Here is a 16,197-nt window from a genome sequence, read left to right on the forward strand (position 1 = left end):
CAGGTTTGATAAAGATTGTGAGAGATACCCCATTTGATGACGATAATTATCATAAATTCACGTCATAAACTACGCCAGACATGACTGCGTTCATCGTCACGTAACGCCAAAATAGACATAATCACATGATATATAAAGATAATTAAGGGTATCTCTTTCCCAACGGTGTTCAGCTACACTGAATCATCATGATCTCAATGTTAATTTATGTGATAAAAATCACCATAATTTGTTCTGATAGTCCTTATATTTAACACCAGAGAACAAAAAATCACTAATTTTAACAAGGCAACCACGATGAAAAAGACTTCTGATTATGCTGTCGCCGTTATCGGTCTGGGTTCCATGGGTTTTGGCGCTGCGGCGTCCTGTATCAACGCTGGCCTGACGACATACGGCGTCGATATCAACCCGCAGGCACTGGAAAGATTACGTCAGGCGGGTGCGGAGCAGGCCGACACGCGTATTGATGCCTTCGCTGACAAGCTGGATGCCGTCGTGCTGCTGGTGGTGAATGCCGCACAGGTCAACGGGATTCTGTTCGGTGAACCGCAGGTTGCAGCGAAACTCAAACCCGGCACCGTGGTCATGGTGTCCTCCACTATCTCCGCGCAGGACGCCAAAAACATTGAACAGCGTCTGGCTGAGCATCAGCTCATCATGCTGGATGCACCAGTATCCGGCGGTGCGGTAAAAGCTGCCGCAGGCGACATGACGGTCATGGCATCCGGTTCCGATCTGGCTTTTGAGAAACTGAAGCCAGTGCTCGACGCTGTCGCGGGCAAGGTCTATCGCATCGGTGAAGAGATCGGGCTGGGCGCGACCGTTAAAATTATCCACCAACTGCTGGCAGGCGTGCACATCGCCGCCGGTGCAGAAGCGATGGCGCTGGCCGCTCGCGCCGATATCCCGCTGGATATTATGTATGACGTGGTGACCAACGCCGCCGGGAACTCGTGGATGTTTGAGAACCGCATGCGCCACGTGGTAGACGGTGACTACACGCCAAAATCCGCCGTTGATATTTTCGTGAAAGATCTGGGCCTGGTCACCGACACCGCCAAATCGCTCCATTTCCCGCTGCCGCTGGCTTCCACCGCGTTCAACATGTTTACCGCCGCCAGCAACGCCGGATTCGGTAAAGAAGACGACAGCGCGGTCATCAAGATTTTTAACGGCATTACGCTGCCGGAAAAGAAGGAGGCGCCATGATCAAGCTAGGTGTCATCGCCGACGATTTTACCGGTGCCACGGATATCGCCAGCTTTCTGGTCAACAACGGGCTGCCGACCGTGCAGCTCAACGGCGTACCGCCGTCCGATTTTAAGGTCGACACGCAGGCCGTGGTCATTAGCCTGAAATCGCGCTCCTGCCCGGCGGAACAGGCCGTAGCGGATTCACTCAAGGCGCTGGCATGGCTGCAACAGCAGGGCTGCCAGCAGTTCTACTTTAAGTACTGCTCCACCTTCGACAGCACCGCGAAAGGCAACATCGGTCCGGTAACCGATGCACTGTTAGAACAGCTCGGCGAAACGCAGACCATCATTTCTCCGGCGCTGCCAGTGAATGGCAGAACCGTCTATCAAGGGCATTTATTCGTGATGGATCAACTGCTGTCCGAATCCGGGATGCGCCACCATCCGGTTACGCCAATGACGGACAGCAACCTGATGCGCGTCATGGAACAGCAGGCTGCCGGACGCTGCGGGCTGGTGCCGTATGCCGTGATGGATCAGGGTGCGGAAGCCGTCAAACAGCAGCTGGCGCAGTTGAAAGAACAGGGCATCCGCTATGTAGTGCTGGATACGTTGAACGAAAAACACCTGTTAACGCAGGGTGAAGCACTGCGCGACATGAAACTGGTCACTGGCGGTTCCGGCCTGGCGATTGGTCTGGCACGCCAACTGGCAGACTCAACAAAACAAACCGGTTCCGCCACCGAGGCGGGCAAGCCACAGTCCGGCGCAGGCGTTGTGCTGTCCGGCTCCTGTTCAGTGATGACCAACAAGCAGGTCGCCCACTACCTGAAACAGGCGGCGGGGCGCGCGATTGACGTCGCTCGCTGCCTGGAAAGCGATGATGCTCAGCAAGCCTATGTGCAGGAACTGGCCGACTGGGTAAAAGCACACCGTGGCGACGCACTTGCTCCGCTGCTATACGCCACGTCGTCACCCGACGAACTGGCGCAGATTCAGCAGCGCTGGGGCGCAGAAGCCAGCAGCCAGGCGGTGGAGAAACTGTTTGCCGCCGTCGCCCGCCAGCTCCAGCAGGACGGCTTCCAGCGCTTTATTATCGCGGGCGGTGAAACCTCCAGCATCGTGGTGCAAACGCTGGGCATTCACGCGTTCCATATCGGGCCGTCCATTTCTCCCGGCGTGCCGTGGGTGCGTTCCACCAATCACCCACTCTCGCTGGCGCTGAAATCCGGCAATTTTGGCGATGAAGACTTTTTTGCCCGCGCCCAAAAGGAGTCTGCCGCATGAGTGAAAAACACCACAGCACCGAAGCCACGTTGAACAACGAGCAGCGCGCACGCGCGGAAATGGTCAAGCTGGGCGCGTCCTTTTTCCAGCGCGGCTACGCCACTGGCTCAGCGGGCAACCTCTCGCTGCTATTGGATGACGGCACGCTGCTGGCAACGCCGACCGGCTCCTGCCTCGGCGATCTGGATGCCGAGCGGCTGTCCAAAGTCAGCCTGAGCGGCGAGTGGATCTCCGGGGATAAACCGTCGAAAGAGGTCAGCTTTCATCTGTCGATTTACCGTAACGATCCCGAGTGCAAAGCGATCGTGCACCTGCACAGCACCTACCTGACGGCGCTCTCGTGTCTGGAAGGGCTGGATACGCAGGATGCCATCAAGCCGTTCACACCTTATGTGGTGATGCGCGTCGGTAAAGTGCCCGTCGTCCCTTATTACCGTCCCGGCGATGCCCGGCTCGGGGAAGACCTGGCGAAGCTGGCTTCGCGTTACAAGGCGTTCTTATTGGCTAACCACGGCCCGGTCGTCACCGGCAAGGATCTACGCGCGGCGGCGGACAACATGGAAGAGCTGGAAGAAACCGCCAAGCTGATTTTTATTCTCGGTGACCGAAAAATTCGCTACCTCACCGCTGACGATATTGCAGAGCTCTCTTGATGAGCCATTTTTTGCTGAACCGAGGAGTTAACCATGCCTAAGTTTGCTGCCAACCTTTCTATGCTGTTTACCGACGTGCCGTTTCTCGATCGTTTTAAAGCCGCTGCCGATGCGGGTTTCACCTCGGTCGAGTACCTGTTTCCTTATGAATATCCGGCACCGCTGCTGGCAGAAAAGCTGCGGGAAAATGGCCTGAAGCAGGTGTTGTTCAATACCGCGCCCGGTAATATCGCCGCAGGCGAATGGGGCGTCTCCGCCCTGCCCGACCGCATTGAGGATGCTCGCCGGGATATCGATAACGCACTGGAATACGCGCTGGCGCTCAACTGTCCTTCAGTACTGGTGATGGGAGGCGTCGTCCCGCCCGGTGAAGACCGCGCGGCCTATCAGCAAACCTTTATCGATAACCTGCGCTACGCCGCCGATAAATTTGCACCGCACGGCATCAATATCATGATTGAGGCGCTGAGTGCGAAGGTGAAACCGAATTATCTGTTCGCCAGTCAGTATCAGGCGCTGGAATTAGCCAATCTGATCGATCGACCGAACGTCTATATCCAGCTGGATTTCTTCCACGCGCAGATTGTCGATGGCAACCTGATGCAAATTATTCACGATTTGGCTGGTCGCATCGGACATATTCAAATTGCCTCGGTGCCTGCACGGCATGAACCCGATGAAGGGGAAATTAATTATCCATTCATCTTTGCCGAATTGGATCGCGTGAATTATTCCGGCTGGATTGGCTGTGAATATAACCCACGTGGCAAAACCGAAGACGGATTGGGATGGGCTAAACCCTGGCTGAAGAAATAAGCCATCGCGGCAATGCATTACTATTTTTATAAAAAAACACCAGAGACACATTTATAAAATACGAGAAAAGGTCAGATTCCCGCATTATTTCAATGTGGGAATCAGGTCACCCTTTTCTTCAAATAAAACAATAACCCAATACCTTTTCAGCCTCTGAATTGCAAAATGGGTCAATGAGGATAAGAACATGGCCACCTCGCTCTTACTCTGCATCGCTATCGCCGGGGTATTACTCCTGCTGCTGATGGTCATTAAATTTAAAATTCAGCCCTTTGTGGCCCTGCTGGTCGTTAGCTTGCTTGTTGCACTGGCAACGGGTATTCCCACCGGCGAAGTGATGAAGGTTATTACCTCCGGTATGGGCGGTATTCTCGGTTCGGTGGCGATTATTATCGGCCTCGGCGCCATGCTGGGCAGAATGATCGAAGTGTCCGGCGGCGCGGAATCTCTGGCGCACCGCTTTGCCCAATTAATGGGGCCGGGATTGATGGTGGCAGCATTAACCATCGCCGCCTTTATTCTGGGTATTCCGGTCTTTTTTGATGTCGGCTTTATTATCCTCGCCCCGATTATTTACGGCTTTGCGAAAGTCGCGAAAGTCTCTCCGATTAAATTTGGTTTGCCCGTCGCGGGCGTGATGCTGACAGTGCACGTTGCGCTGCCGCCGCATCCCGGTCCGGTCGCCGCCGCTGGCCTGTTAAATGCGGATATCGGCTGGCTGACCATCATTGGCCTGCTGGTGTCGATTCCTGTCGGCATCATCAGCTATTGGGCTGCCAAGGCCATGAACCGCCGTAAGTATGCGCTTTCTGTTGAAGTATTAGAGCAGTTACAGCTGGCAAAACCGGAAGATGCGACGCCAGATACCGCGCCTGTATCGGCTCCCTCGGCTGGGCTGATCGCTGCGCTGATTGCGATTCCCATCGCCATCATTATGCTCGGCACCGTGTCTGCGACCATTCTGCCTGCCGGACACCCGGTACGTAACGTGATGTCGCTGGTCGGCTCTCCTGCCGTGGCGCTGCTGATTGCGCTGGCGTTAGCGTTCTGGCTGATTGCCCTGCGTCGTGGCTGGTCGCTGGAGAAAGCCAGCGGTGTAATGGGCGATGCCATGCCTGCCGCGGCGATGGTCATTATGGTGACCGGTGCGGGTGGCGTATTCGGTAAAGTGCTGGTGGAATCAGGCATCGGTAAAGCACTGGCGGATACGTTGACCAGCATTCACCTGCCGCTGGTGCCTGCCGCATTTATTCTGTCGCTGGCGCTGCGCGCTTCGCAAGGCTCCGCCACCGTCGCCATTCTTACCACCTGCGGCCTGCTGAGCGAAGCCGTCAGCGGCCTGAACCAGATGCAGCTGGTGCTGGTAACGCTCTCTGCCTGCTTTGGCGGACTGGGCCTGTCGCACGTCAATGACTCCGGTTTCTGGATCGTCACCAAGTATCTGGGGCTGTCCGTCGCCGATGGCCTGCGTACCTGGACGGTACTGACGACCATTCTCGGACTGGCCGGATTCCTCTTCACCTGGGCGTTGTGGCTGGTGATGTAAACCTCTCACTGTTTCACCCCTTACGACGTTTCACTAAAGGAAAAACCGCTGAATATCAGCGGTTTTTCTTCTTATGCCGGAAAATGCGCCCGTTTTATTCCTATATTCCACATCTGCCTATCCACGCCCTGTCTTTATACTGTGCATGGGGTAAAGAACCGCGCGTTCCCTTGCCACCGCTAAGCAAGTCTGCATACCAAAACATGACGTCATCAGAAGTACACCCTATTCCTGACCTGTCGCAGAAGAGACCCAATCCACAAAGCAGAACCTGCATCACCGATAAAAAATAATAAAGGAACATTATGAATTTTCTCGCAAAAATGAAGCTTGGCACCATGCTCGGTACCGGCTTCGCCTCTGTCATCATCATCGGTCTGATGGTCGCCGTTCTGGGGCGTTTCCATCTGCTCGATCTGGGTGAAGATATTGAATCGCTATCCGAAAAAAATCTGGCCAGCCTCATCCTGATACAAGACGCCAAAAGCGGCTTTGATGCCGTGGCACGTTCAGTGCGTAACATTGGCCTGACCGATGACAGGAACCGTATTCAGGAAGAAAAGCGCCTGATCGATCAGCAAATTGCCCGCAATACTGAAACCCTGACCAAACTGTATGCGCACCTGTCCGAACCTGAAACCCGCGACTCTTTGGAGAGCCTGACACAGGCGCGTCCGGCCTACCGGGATGCTGTGAATAAAGCGGTTGAACTTGGTCTGTCCGAAAACGCAGAAGAAAGAGCGCGTGCCGTGCAGATCATGGTCAATGAGATGCAGGTGACGCAGGCACCGGTTTTCACCGCGCTGGATAGCATGGCGCAATTCCAGAAAAAGCGGACGCAGGACATGACAACCAGCGCCATGCAGGAAGCACGTGGCGACGGCAACACGCTGATTATCTTCGCCGCGATTGCGGTGCTGGTCGGTATTCTGGTTTCCGTACTGATTACCCGCACGATTAAAGGACTATTGGGTGGAGAAGTGGTTTATGCCGCTCAGATCGCACAGGCCATTGCCCAGGGAAATCTGGCCGTCACGGTCAATCTGCGTCCCGGCGATAACCACAGCATGCTGGCAGCCATGAATGCGATGCGTAAAAGTCTGAGCGGCATTGTTGAACAGGTACGTGAGAGCAGTGAATCTATCGCCACCGGTGCCAGCCAGATCGCCGCAGGCAGCACTGACCTCAGCCAGCGTACGGAAGAGCAGGCGGCCAACCTGCAACAAACCGCCGCCTCAATGGAAGAGATGAGCCAAACCGTACGCCAGAACTCAGACACCGTGCGTAATGCCGCTCAACTGGCGCAGGCCGCCAGCAACACCGCGGCTAAAGGCGGTGAAGCCGTCGGCAATATCGTGGTCACCATGAAAGAAATTACCGACAGTTCGCACAAAATTGGCGACATCATCAGCGTCATTGACGGCATCGCCTTCCAAACCAACATTCTGGCGCTCAACGCGGCGGTAGAAGCCGCTCGGGCGGGTGAGCAGGGCCGTGGCTTTGCCGTGGTGGCAGGTGAAGTTCGCTCGCTGGCGCAGCGCTCCGCCACCGCAGCTAAAGAAATTAAAGAGCTGATCGGCCACAGCGTCGAGAAAGTGGAAACAGGATCCGCGCTGGTCAGCGATGCGGGAACGACGATTGAAGAACTGGTTCGTCAGGCGCGCCACGTTGCCGATCTGATTAACGAAATCGGCGTGACCACCCAGGAGCAGGAATCCGGCGTCTCACAGATTCATGACGCAGTGAACCAACTCGATCAGGTTACGCAGCAGAACGCCGCACTCGTTGAGCAATCCGCGTCCGCCGCCGATAGCCTGAGCGATCAGGCAGCCCATTTGGTCGAACTGATGAAAGTCTTCATCGTTGAAGGTGGATCGTCACAGCGCCCAGCTCCGCAGCTAAAAAGACCTGACAGCGCAAAGCTTTCACTTACCCATCACAGAAGCAGCACGGGAAGCGATAATCAAAACTGGGAACAGTTCTGATTCTACACAGGGGGATGGATCGCGCATCCCCCTCTTCACTTTTACCTCTATTCACTGCCAGTCCCCGCCATCCCCTACGTTTTCTGGTTTTTCCTCATCCACATGCGCCATACAGCAAAGGCGACAATTAAAATCAATGTTTTCCCTGCTCATGCCGATATTCTAGAGTGAAGTGCTTAATTATTCATCAAATGGACGAGATGCCGCAGCAGAACATGGCTTCCCGCGTGCAAAGGAAAATCTGCTTAATAACAATAAATACTGTAAATAAGTCATGAGGATAACATGCAGCGTACAAAAAAAATGAAACTGGGTACTCAGGTCGGTTCAGGCTTTGCCATTGTTATTATTATTGGCCTGTTAGTGGCCATCTTCGGCAGAATGCATCTGGTTGGCCTCGGTAATACGACGGATAGACTGGCCAAACACCACCTTGCCAATCTCATCGTGCTACAAGAATTGAAAGATAACCTTAACGTCACGATCAAAGCCACGTTGCGTATGCTTATCGCGACCGAACAAAAGGTACTGGAAGACAATCAAAAGCTGATTGAAACCACGAGTGCCAAAAACACGACGCTCGTCGCTCAACTGGAAGCCAATTTACGGGCAACCGAGGTCCGCAATATTTTGGGTGAACTTCAGCAAAATCGCACCGAATTTGCCACCGTGGGCCGCCAGGCCGTCGCACTGTCACTCAGCAATAGACAGGCTGAATCTATCGAGTTGGTGAAAACCCAGCTTGAACCTATCCAAACCAAGCTTTTTAACAATCTGAACACCATGATTCAGTTGCAGAAAGACTACACCACGCAAACGGCAACCAACGCGATTGAAGAGTCCTACTACGATGGCAATTCACTGCTGATTCTGGCGGTCATCGCTTCATTGTTCGGCGCAGGCATCGCCTGGCTGATTACCCGTCATATCAAGAAGCAACTGGGTGGTGAACCTGCCTATGCCACACAGGTAACACAAGAAATCGCACAAGGTAATCTGGCAATACCGGTCGCTCTTACGTCAGGCGACAATACCAGTTTGCTGTTCGCAATGAATAACATGCGCAAAAGCTTAAGCAGCATTGTTGAGCAGGTGCGTGAGAGCAGCGAATCTATCGCCACCGGTGCCAGACAGATTGCGGCTGGCAGCGCGGATCTTAGCCAACGTACGGAAGAACAGGCGGCCAACCTGCAACAAACCGCAGCCTCTACGGAAGAAATGAGCCAAACGGTGCGTCAAAATACCGATACGGTGCGTAACGCCGCCCAACTGGCGCAGGCCGCCAGCAATACCGCGGCGAAAGGCGGTGAAGCCGTCGGCAATATCGTGGTCACCATGAAAGAAATTACCGACAGCTCGCACAAGATTAGCGACATCATTAGCGTGATTGACGGCATCGCTTTCCAGACCAACATTCTGGCGCTCAACGCAGCGGTAGAAGCCGCCCGGGCGGGTGAGCAGGGCCGTGGCTTTGCCGTGGTGGCAGGCGAAGTTCGCTCGCTGGCACAGCGCTCCGCCACCGCAGCCAAAGAGATTAAAGAACTGATCGGCCACAGCGTCGAGAAAGTGGAGACGGGATCCGCGCTGGTCAGCGATGCGGGAACGACGATTGAAGAACTGGTTCGTCAGGCGCGCCACGTTGCCGATCTGATTAACGAAATTGGCATTACCACGCAGGAACAAGAATCCGGCGTCTCGCAGATTCATGAAGCCGTTAACCAGCTCGATCAGGTCACGCAGCAGAACGCCGCACTCGTTGAGCAATCAGCATCCGCCGCCGATAGCCTGAGCGAACAGGCCGCCCATCTGGTTGAGTTGATGAAAGTCTTCATCGTTGAAGGCGGATCGTCGCAGCGCTCTGCCCCACAGTTGAAAAGACCTGACAGCACCACGCTCTCACTTGCCAAGCCGAAAAGCACCCCGGGAAGCGATAAGCAAAACTGGGAAACCTTTTAACGGTTAATCAAAAAACGCCGAAGCCGCTGAGCGATCGGCGTTTTTACCCCCTTCCGATCCAAATTTTTCTCATGACGACTCAGCACGTGCCACTACGTATGCTTTACCCGCACGCACCGAAGAAACACGCCAATTCCTTTCAATAGGGAAAAGCAATTAATAAAAACCAGCAATCAGCTTTATTTTAAGCGAAATAGAATGAAATCAATACAAAAAAAGAGAAACGACAATTTGAGATGATAAAAACATCAAATATATGATGGTAAAAACATCATATCTTTCGAAAAAAAAGAATGAATAAAAAATAAAGATCGCTTTAGAGCTGAATAAATAAGCAAAAAATCATAATCACAACGTTTATTAACAACACTGTCAATTTAACATTACACCTATCCACCTCCGCTAGCACCAAATATAAACCCTACCGATATTGCGGCTTTTCTTTCCCCCCTTTATACTCCTGCGCCATCATCTCTTCTTATATGTAGATGTTATTCCGATCGGCTCACACTCACAGCACACCGCATTTTATCCATCGTCATCATTTAATGAATAACGTCACAGGAACCAGTAAGCGCAGCTTACGTTTATTACCATAAGGAAACGGGCAATGAGTAAAGGGAAACATAAACGCTATGACGTTTGCAAAATCAATATGTTCTCGCAACGTCTCTTTCACATTAAAAATACACCAGTTTTAACAAAAATCGCTTTCAACATATAATAAGGGACACAATGAATCTCATCAAAAATAGCAGCCTGGGTAAAATGCTAGGGACTGGCTTTACCTTGGTCATCGCCATCGGTTTTCTGGTGGCAGTATTTGGCCGTATACAGTTAGATAAACTCGGGGAAAATATCCAGCTGCTGTCGCAGGTTCGCATTACCAACCTCATCATGATGCAGGAGTTTAAAGACAACATAAACACCAATGCCCTCGCCATCAGAAACCTGACGATGCTGGAAGACAGTCGGCAGATGCAGGAAGAGAAAGTGCGTATCGAGGAGATGGTCTCCCGCAATAACGCGTTACTCACCAAAATACACGACAGCGCCGTCGATAAACGTGCTCAGGAATTGGTCGCGGAACTGGAGCGCGTGCGCCCGGCTTACAGCAGTAGCTATACCCATACCATCACATTAGCCATGGCGAATAAGAACAGCGAAGCGCAACATCTGTTACTGACAGACGTGCGGGTGAAACAGGACGCCGTCTTCAAGGCCCTGAATGACATGGTCAACTGGCAAGAGAAGCTCACGGTAGAAATCGCCGACCAGTCTTTAAAAAATGCGACTCACGCGGGCACGCTGATGGTCATCATCGCCCTGCTTTCTGTCGTGCTGGGTGCCATGATCTCATGGTGGATTACCCGCACCATTAAGCGCCAGCTCGGGGGTGAGCCAGCCTACACGCTGGAAGTGACGCGTCAGGTTGCACAGGGGAATCTGGCCGTCGCGATTGAACTGCGCGATGGCGACACCACCAGCGTACTGGCAGCGATGGAAGAGATGCGTCAAAACCTGAGCAACCTGGTCGGTCAGGTGCATCAGAGCAGCGAATCGATCGCCACCGGCGCGACGCAGATTGCCATGGGCAACACCGATCTGAGCCAACGCACGGAAGAACAGGCTGCAAATCTTCAGGAAACCGCCGCCTCGATGGAACAAATGAATACCACGGTGAAGCAGAATGCGGCGACCGTGCGCACCGCAACGGAACTGGCCCATTCCGCCAGCACCACGGCGCAAAAAGGCGGCGATGCGGTCAATAACGTTGTGCGTACCATGGAAGATATCACCGCCAGCTCGCGTAAGATTGGCGACATTATCGGCGTTATTGACAGCATTGCGTTTCAGACCAACATCTTGGCACTTAACGCCGCCGTTGAAGCCGCCAGAGCCGGTGAACAAGGCCGTGGCTTCGCCGTGGTCGCGGGTGAAGTGCGCTCTCTGGCACAGCGTTCCGCTTCCGCCGCCCGTGAAATCAAAGATCTGATTAACGTAAGCGTGGCTAACGTGGAAATGGGCGAGAAGATGGTGAACGACGCGGGCATCACCATCAAAGACATTGTCGAAAAATCTCAGCATGTTGCCAATCTGCTCAGCGAAATCGGCCTGACAACGCACGAGCAGGAACAGGGCGTTGCTCAGGTGAATGATGCCGTGAATCAGCTCGATCAGGTGACCCAGCAGAACGCCGCACTGGTTGAAGAGTCGGCCTCCGCCGCCGACAGTCTGAGTGAGCAGGCCAGAACGCTGCTGGAATTAATGGGCGTGTTCAAAATCAGCGGCGTTCAGACGCCAGCGCCACGCCTGACCGCACAGCTGAAGCAGCAGACAGCGCCGAGACTGGCTCTGGCAAGCCAATCGGGCGGCACAAGCCGCGATAACTGGGAAACGTTTTAACGAACGCGATCGATCGACAGATTCCCCCAGTCTTATCGCAAAAAAATAAAGCCGCTGAGTCTTCAGCGGCCTTTTATTGTATAAGGATAAAAGAAATAACAAGGTTAAAAAACCGCACTCATTAATAAATAACACAGCTGGAAATAATGATTTACAAATTAATGGGCGTTAAGAAAAAGGCCTAACTCTTATTAGGTATAAATTTATTGATTAGCATTTATTATCTATTCTTATCACCATAAGAAAATAATATTAAATTTTTTCCATCTAATAAATCAGGGGTTTTTGTTACGTTTATTCTCCCATCAACCTACCACGTTATTGTCTACACTTTATTTGTCATTCCCTTAGTCTGTAAATATTCCCAACAGACATTCCATACCTGTATGCAAGCGACAGCGAGCTCCGTTCGATAATGTAGCGATCGGGGCATAAATGTCGCTGTTCTTCCTGTACCAGAAAGACACCGGGAGATAAAGGGAATGATGCAAGTAATAGAGTTCACCGGGTGAATCGCGTCTGTACCATCACCCCTTAACAGAAAATAACGACACCTGCCGTGTCAGACTTCAATAAATAAAAAAGGAACATCATGAAAAATATGAGTTTGGGAAAAATGTTAGGAACAGGCTTTACGTTAATTATCGTGATTGGGTTTTTAGTCGCCATATTGGGTCGCGTCCAGTTAGAAAAACTTGGAGGAAACATCCAGCTTTTGTCACAAATGCGTATTACCAACCTTCTGCTGATGCAGGAAGTGAAAGATAACGTCAACATCGCAGCACGCTCTATCAGAAATATTGCGCTTTTGACCGATCAACAGCAAATGAAGGTGGAAAAAGATCGTATTGAGCAAACCATCGCACGTAATAGCGAGTTGCTGGAGAAAATACGGAAGAACCTCGTGGATAACGACGCTAAAACGCTGCTCAGCACGCTGGATCAAGCTCGCCCTGCGTATACCAGCAGCATGAAAAAGGCGACTGAACTGGCCATGTCCAACGAACACGACGCGTTTCGCAATTTCCTACTGACGGAGGTTCGTACCACGCAAGCAAGCGTATTCGACATTCTGGATAAAATGGTTGAGATGCAAAAACAGCTGACTGTCGAGCTCGCCAATGACTCTGAGAATAATGCGTTACACGCTGGCACCCTAATGCTAATCATCGCATTGTGTTCTGCCCTGTTAGGAGGCGTTGTTGCCTGGTGGATCACCCGGAAAATCAAGCGCCAGTTGGGTGGGGAGCCCGCCTATACGCTGGAGGTGACCCGCCAGGTCGCCCAAGGGAATCTTGCCATCGCCATTGAACGGCGTGACGGAGACACCACCAGCGTCCTCGCCGCAATGGAGGAAATGCGCCAAAGCCTGAGCAGCATTGTCGGGCAAGTCCATCAAAGCAGCGAGTCTATCGCCACAGGTGCCAGCCAGATTGCCATCGGCAATACCGATCTGAGTCAGCGCACGGAAGAACAGGCCGCGAACCTGCAGGAAACCGCCGCCTCTATGGAACAAATGAACACTACGGTGAAACAGAACGCCGACACCGTGCGTAACGCCGCACAGCTCGCAAATACAGCCAGTGCCGCCGCCCGCAAAGGAGGGGATGTGGTTAACCATGTCGTGCGAACCATGGAAGAGATCACCGCCAGTTCACGTAAAATCGGCGATATTATCGGTGTGATTGACGGCATTGCTTTCCAGACCAACATTCTGGCGCTCAACGCCGCCGTCGAAGCCGCCCGCGCCGGAGAACAGGGGCGTGGGTTCGCCGTAGTTGCCGGAGAAGTGCGCTCGCTGGCTCAGCGTTCTGCTTCCGCAGCACGTGAAATCAAGGATCTGATTGGCATCAGCGTAAGAAAAGTGGAAGCGGGCGAGCAGTTAGTTAACGAAGCAGGTGTAACCATCGAGGAAGTCGTGGAGCAGTCGCAGCGTGTCGCCAACCTTATCAATGAGATCGGCCTGACCACCCACGAGCAAGAACAGGGCGTTTCTCAGGTGAACGATGCAGTTAATCAGCTCGATCAGGTCACCCAGCAGAACGCGGCGCTGGTTGAAGAATCAGCTTCCGCTGCGGATAGCCTGAATCAACAGGCCAGACATCTGGTTGAATTAATGAGCGTGTTCAAAATCGACGGTATCCAGCCACAGCGTGCTGCACCACAGGCCGCTACGCTGCCCAGGCCCAAACTGGCGCTGGCCGGTAGTTCAAGTCACACAAACTGGGAAACCTTTTAAACACACAACCGATTAACGCGACGTTAAAAAAGAAAAACCGCTGAGATATCAGCGGTTTTTTCACATTAACGGGCAATTCATTATCGGTGATTACAGCGCTCGACGCAGGCGTGCCACCGCTTCATGCATTTGCTCATCCGTTGCCGTTGCAAAGGACAGACGCAGCGTTGAGTAATCGATATTGTCTGGGAAGAAGAATTCGCCCGGCACGAAGACAACGCCCTGCTCCAGCGTCTTCTTCAGCCACTCCGTCGTGTTGAAATCGTCTTGGCGGAACTTCGCCCACAGGAACATCCCGCCTTTCGGCTGGTTGAAGGTGATCACATCACCCAGTTCCTTCTCGACCAGTTGCGCCAGCAGTTCGCCTTTGTGCTTATAGGCGTGGCGAATTTTTTCGATCTGCGAATCCAGACGACCCAGGCCCAGATAGCATTCCGCGACAGTCTGCGACAACGCGCTGGCGTGCAGGTCGGCGGCCTGTTTGATAATCGCCACTTTGTGCAACAGCCAGTCCGGCAGAATCGCCCAGCCAAGACGCAGTCCCGGTGCCAGCACTTTCGAGAACGTGGAGGTATACAGCACGTATTCCGTGCTACCCAGCTTCTCCTGCGCCAGTTGGAACAGCGTAGGGTTACGCTCTTCGGTGAAGCGCAGCTCGCCATAGGGGTCGTCTTCGATAATGACAAAACCGTAGCGCTCCGCCAGCTGAATTAGTTGCAGACGACGTTCATAGCTCAGCGTAACGCCGCTCGGGTTGCCGAAGTTAGGAACGATATAAACGCCTTTGATACGCTGTTTCTTCAGCAGCTCTTCCAGCTCGTCGACGACCATGCCGTTGGCATCAGATGACACAGACATCACCTGCGCCTGCGCCAGTTCCAGCGTTTGCAGCGCCGCCAGATACGTCGGGCGCTCAACGACGAACACGTCGCCCGGATCGACCATCGAGCGCATAATCAGGTCCAGCGCCTGCTGTGAACCGGCCGTCACAACAATATCATCACCGCGCGTTTTTACGCCGCGCACGGCGCATAATTCGGCAATGCGATCGCGCAACACGCCGCTGCCTTCGGTTAAGCCATACTGGAATGCCGTTTTCGGCTGTTCGGTAATCGCTAACTGCGTAGCCTGGCTTAACCCTTCAAAATCAAACAATGCATCTGACGGAATTCCGCCAGCCAGCGAGATAATATTTTCCATCTTGCTGTGTTTCAGCAGTTCACGGATGGCGGAACTTTTTAACTGAGCGATACGGTGCGCTAACAACCCTTCAATGGCCATCTCTTCTTAACCCTTCTACGAAACAGGCCGGTAAACCGGCCCGGTAGCGATTTCCCTGTCACCCTTCAAGCGGCATGTGCATTCACTTTCCGCCACCCGAATGATTTAGGGTAGATCTGCTCTAAAAATTATCCGCCCAGATAGGCCGAACGTACCGCTTCATTAGCTAACAATGCCGCACCGGTATCTTCCAACACGACATGACCGTTTTCAAGTACATAACCCCGGTCGGCCAGTTTCAACGCCTGATTGGCGTTCTGCTCCACCAGGAAGATGGTCATGCCCTCTTCACGCAGTTGCTGGATCGTATCGAAAATTTGCAAGATGATAATCGGCGCCAGCCCCAGCGACGGCTCGTCCAGCAACAGTAAACGCGGCTGGCTCATCAGCGCACGACCAATCGCCAGCATCTGCTGCTCACCGCCGGACATCGTGCCGGAACGCTGGGCGCGTCGCTCATACAAGCGCGGGAACAGATCGTAGACACGCGCAATGCGTTCCTGATACTGCTCGCGATCGGCAAAGAACCCACCCATCGCCAGATTTTCTTCTACCGTCATGCGGGAAAAGACGCGACGGCCTTCCGGTACAATCGCGATCGCTTCACGCATAATCTGCGCGGTCTGCCAGTTCGTGATGTCCTTACCGTCAAACGTGATGGTGCCTTCCGTCGCGCGCGGGTCGCCACACAGCGTGCCCAGCAGCGTGGTTTTACCGGCGCCGTTCGCGCCGATAAGCGTAACAATCTCGCCCTGATTAATATGCAGGCTGACCTGATGCAGCGCCTGAATTTTTCCGTAGTGGGCCGAAACCTGATGTAATGACAGCATAA

General features: G+C 53.2%; 11 protein-coding genes. 9 read left to right on the forward strand and 2 right to left on the reverse strand.

Features of this window, described 5'->3' with window-relative positions:
• Positions 1–297 precede the first annotated feature (297 nt).
• The 9 genes from ltnD (at position 298) to R9X49_RS17550 (ending at position 14,084) form a co-directional block, all read left to right on the forward strand.
• Positions 298–1,212 carry an L-threonate dehydrogenase gene (ltnD, locus tag R9X49_RS17510; RefSeq protein WP_319849631.1) on the forward strand — a complete coding sequence of 305 codons (915 nt, stop codon included), beginning with the start codon at positions 298–300 and terminating at the stop codon, positions 1,210–1,212.
• Positions 1,209–2,483 carry a 3-oxo-tetronate kinase gene (gene otnK, locus R9X49_RS17515; RefSeq protein WP_319849633.1) on the forward strand — a complete coding sequence of 425 codons (1,275 nt, stop codon included), beginning with the start codon at positions 1,209–1,211 and terminating at the stop codon, positions 2,481–2,483. Before ltnD ends, otnK begins: the two co-directional genes overlap by 4 nt.
• Positions 2,480–3,136 carry a 3-oxo-tetronate 4-phosphate decarboxylase gene (gene otnC, locus R9X49_RS17520; RefSeq protein WP_319849634.1) on the forward strand — a complete coding sequence of 219 codons (657 nt, stop codon included), beginning with the start codon at positions 2,480–2,482 and terminating at the stop codon, positions 3,134–3,136. The genes otnK and otnC overlap by 4 nt, the downstream gene beginning before the upstream one ends.
• 33 nt (positions 3,137–3,169) lie before the next feature.
• Positions 3,170–3,952 carry a 2-oxo-tetronate isomerase gene (gene otnI, locus R9X49_RS17525; protein WP_319849635.1) on the forward strand — a complete coding sequence of 261 codons (783 nt, stop codon included), beginning with the start codon at positions 3,170–3,172 and terminating at the stop codon, positions 3,950–3,952.
• Positions 3,953–4,139: 187 nt separating this feature from the next.
• Positions 4,140–5,498, forward strand: coding sequence for a GntP family transporter (locus R9X49_RS17530; RefSeq protein ID WP_225086456.1), 1,359 nt, complete (start codon positions 4,140–4,142; stop codon positions 5,496–5,498).
• Positions 5,499–5,803: 305 nt separating this feature from the next.
• Entirely contained in the window at positions 5,804–7,483 is a 1,680-nt protein-coding gene (locus R9X49_RS17535; protein ID WP_319849636.1) for a methyl-accepting chemotaxis protein, read from the forward strand.
• Between the two features lie 285 nt (positions 7,484–7,768).
• Complete coding sequence (locus R9X49_RS17540; protein WP_319849637.1) at positions 7,769–9,439, forward strand: methyl-accepting chemotaxis protein; 1,671 nt, start codon at positions 7,769–7,771, stop codon at positions 9,437–9,439.
• 735 nt (positions 9,440–10,174) lie between these two features.
• Positions 10,175–11,845 (forward strand): methyl-accepting chemotaxis protein, encoded by a 1,671-nt coding sequence (locus R9X49_RS17545; protein ID WP_319849638.1) that lies wholly within the window; start codon positions 10,175–10,177, stop codon positions 11,843–11,845.
• Between the two features lie 592 nt (positions 11,846–12,437).
• Positions 12,438–14,084 (forward strand): methyl-accepting chemotaxis protein, encoded by a 1,647-nt coding sequence (locus R9X49_RS17550; RefSeq protein WP_319849639.1) that lies wholly within the window; start codon positions 12,438–12,440, stop codon positions 14,082–14,084.
• Positions 14,085–14,174: 90 nt separating this feature from the next.
• On the opposite strand, the gene R9X49_RS17555 is transcribed toward R9X49_RS17550, so the two are convergent.
• Positions 14,175–15,365, reverse strand: a complete 1,191-nt coding sequence (locus tag R9X49_RS17555; RefSeq protein ID WP_319849640.1) for a PLP-dependent aminotransferase family protein — start codon at positions 15,363–15,365, stop codon at positions 14,175–14,177.
• Between the two features lie 128 nt (positions 15,366–15,493).
• A complete protein-coding gene (livF, locus tag R9X49_RS17560) occupies positions 15,494–16,195 on the reverse strand; it encodes a high-affinity branched-chain amino acid ABC transporter ATP-binding protein LivF (RefSeq protein ID WP_012772851.1) in 702 nt (233 codons plus the stop codon).
• Positions 16,196–16,197: the final 2 nt, after the last annotated feature.

The sequence above is a fragment of the Pectobacterium carotovorum genome, assembly GCF_033898505.1.
GTDB classification, from domain to species: domain Bacteria; phylum Pseudomonadota; class Gammaproteobacteria; order Enterobacterales; family Enterobacteriaceae; genus Pectobacterium; species Pectobacterium carotovorum_J.

Bases quoted from the DNA above. Each gene is read 5' to 3' on its own strand.
- otnK (WP_319849633.1), top strand. From the start codon at position 1,209: ATGATCAAGCTAGGTGTCATCGCCGACGATTTTACCGGTGCCACGGAT.
- R9X49_RS17550 (WP_319849639.1), top strand. From the start codon at position 12,438: ATGAAAAATATGAGTTTGGGAAAAATGTTAGGAACAGGCTTTACGTTA.
- R9X49_RS17540 (WP_319849637.1), top strand. From the start codon at position 7,769: ATGCAGCGTACAAAAAAAATGAAACTGGGTACTCAGGTCGGTTCAGGC.
- otnC (WP_319849634.1), top strand. From the start codon at position 2,480: ATGAGTGAAAAACACCACAGCACCGAAGCCACGTTGAACAACGAGCAG.
- R9X49_RS17535 (WP_319849636.1), top strand. From the start codon at position 5,804: ATGAATTTTCTCGCAAAAATGAAGCTTGGCACCATGCTCGGTACCGGC.
- R9X49_RS17530 (WP_225086456.1), top strand. From the start codon at position 4,140: ATGGCCACCTCGCTCTTACTCTGCATCGCTATCGCCGGGGTATTACTC.
- livF (WP_012772851.1), bottom strand. From the start codon at position 16,195: ATGCTGTCATTACATCAGGTTTCGGCCCACTACGGAAAAATTCAGGCG.
- otnI (WP_319849635.1), top strand. From the start codon at position 3,170: ATGCCTAAGTTTGCTGCCAACCTTTCTATGCTGTTTACCGACGTGCCG.
- ltnD (WP_319849631.1), top strand. From the start codon at position 298: ATGAAAAAGACTTCTGATTATGCTGTCGCCGTTATCGGTCTGGGTTCC.
- R9X49_RS17555 (WP_319849640.1), bottom strand. From the start codon at position 15,365: ATGGCCATTGAAGGGTTGTTAGCGCACCGTATCGCTCAGTTAAAAAGT.
- R9X49_RS17545 (WP_319849638.1), top strand. From the start codon at position 10,175: ATGAATCTCATCAAAAATAGCAGCCTGGGTAAAATGCTAGGGACTGGC.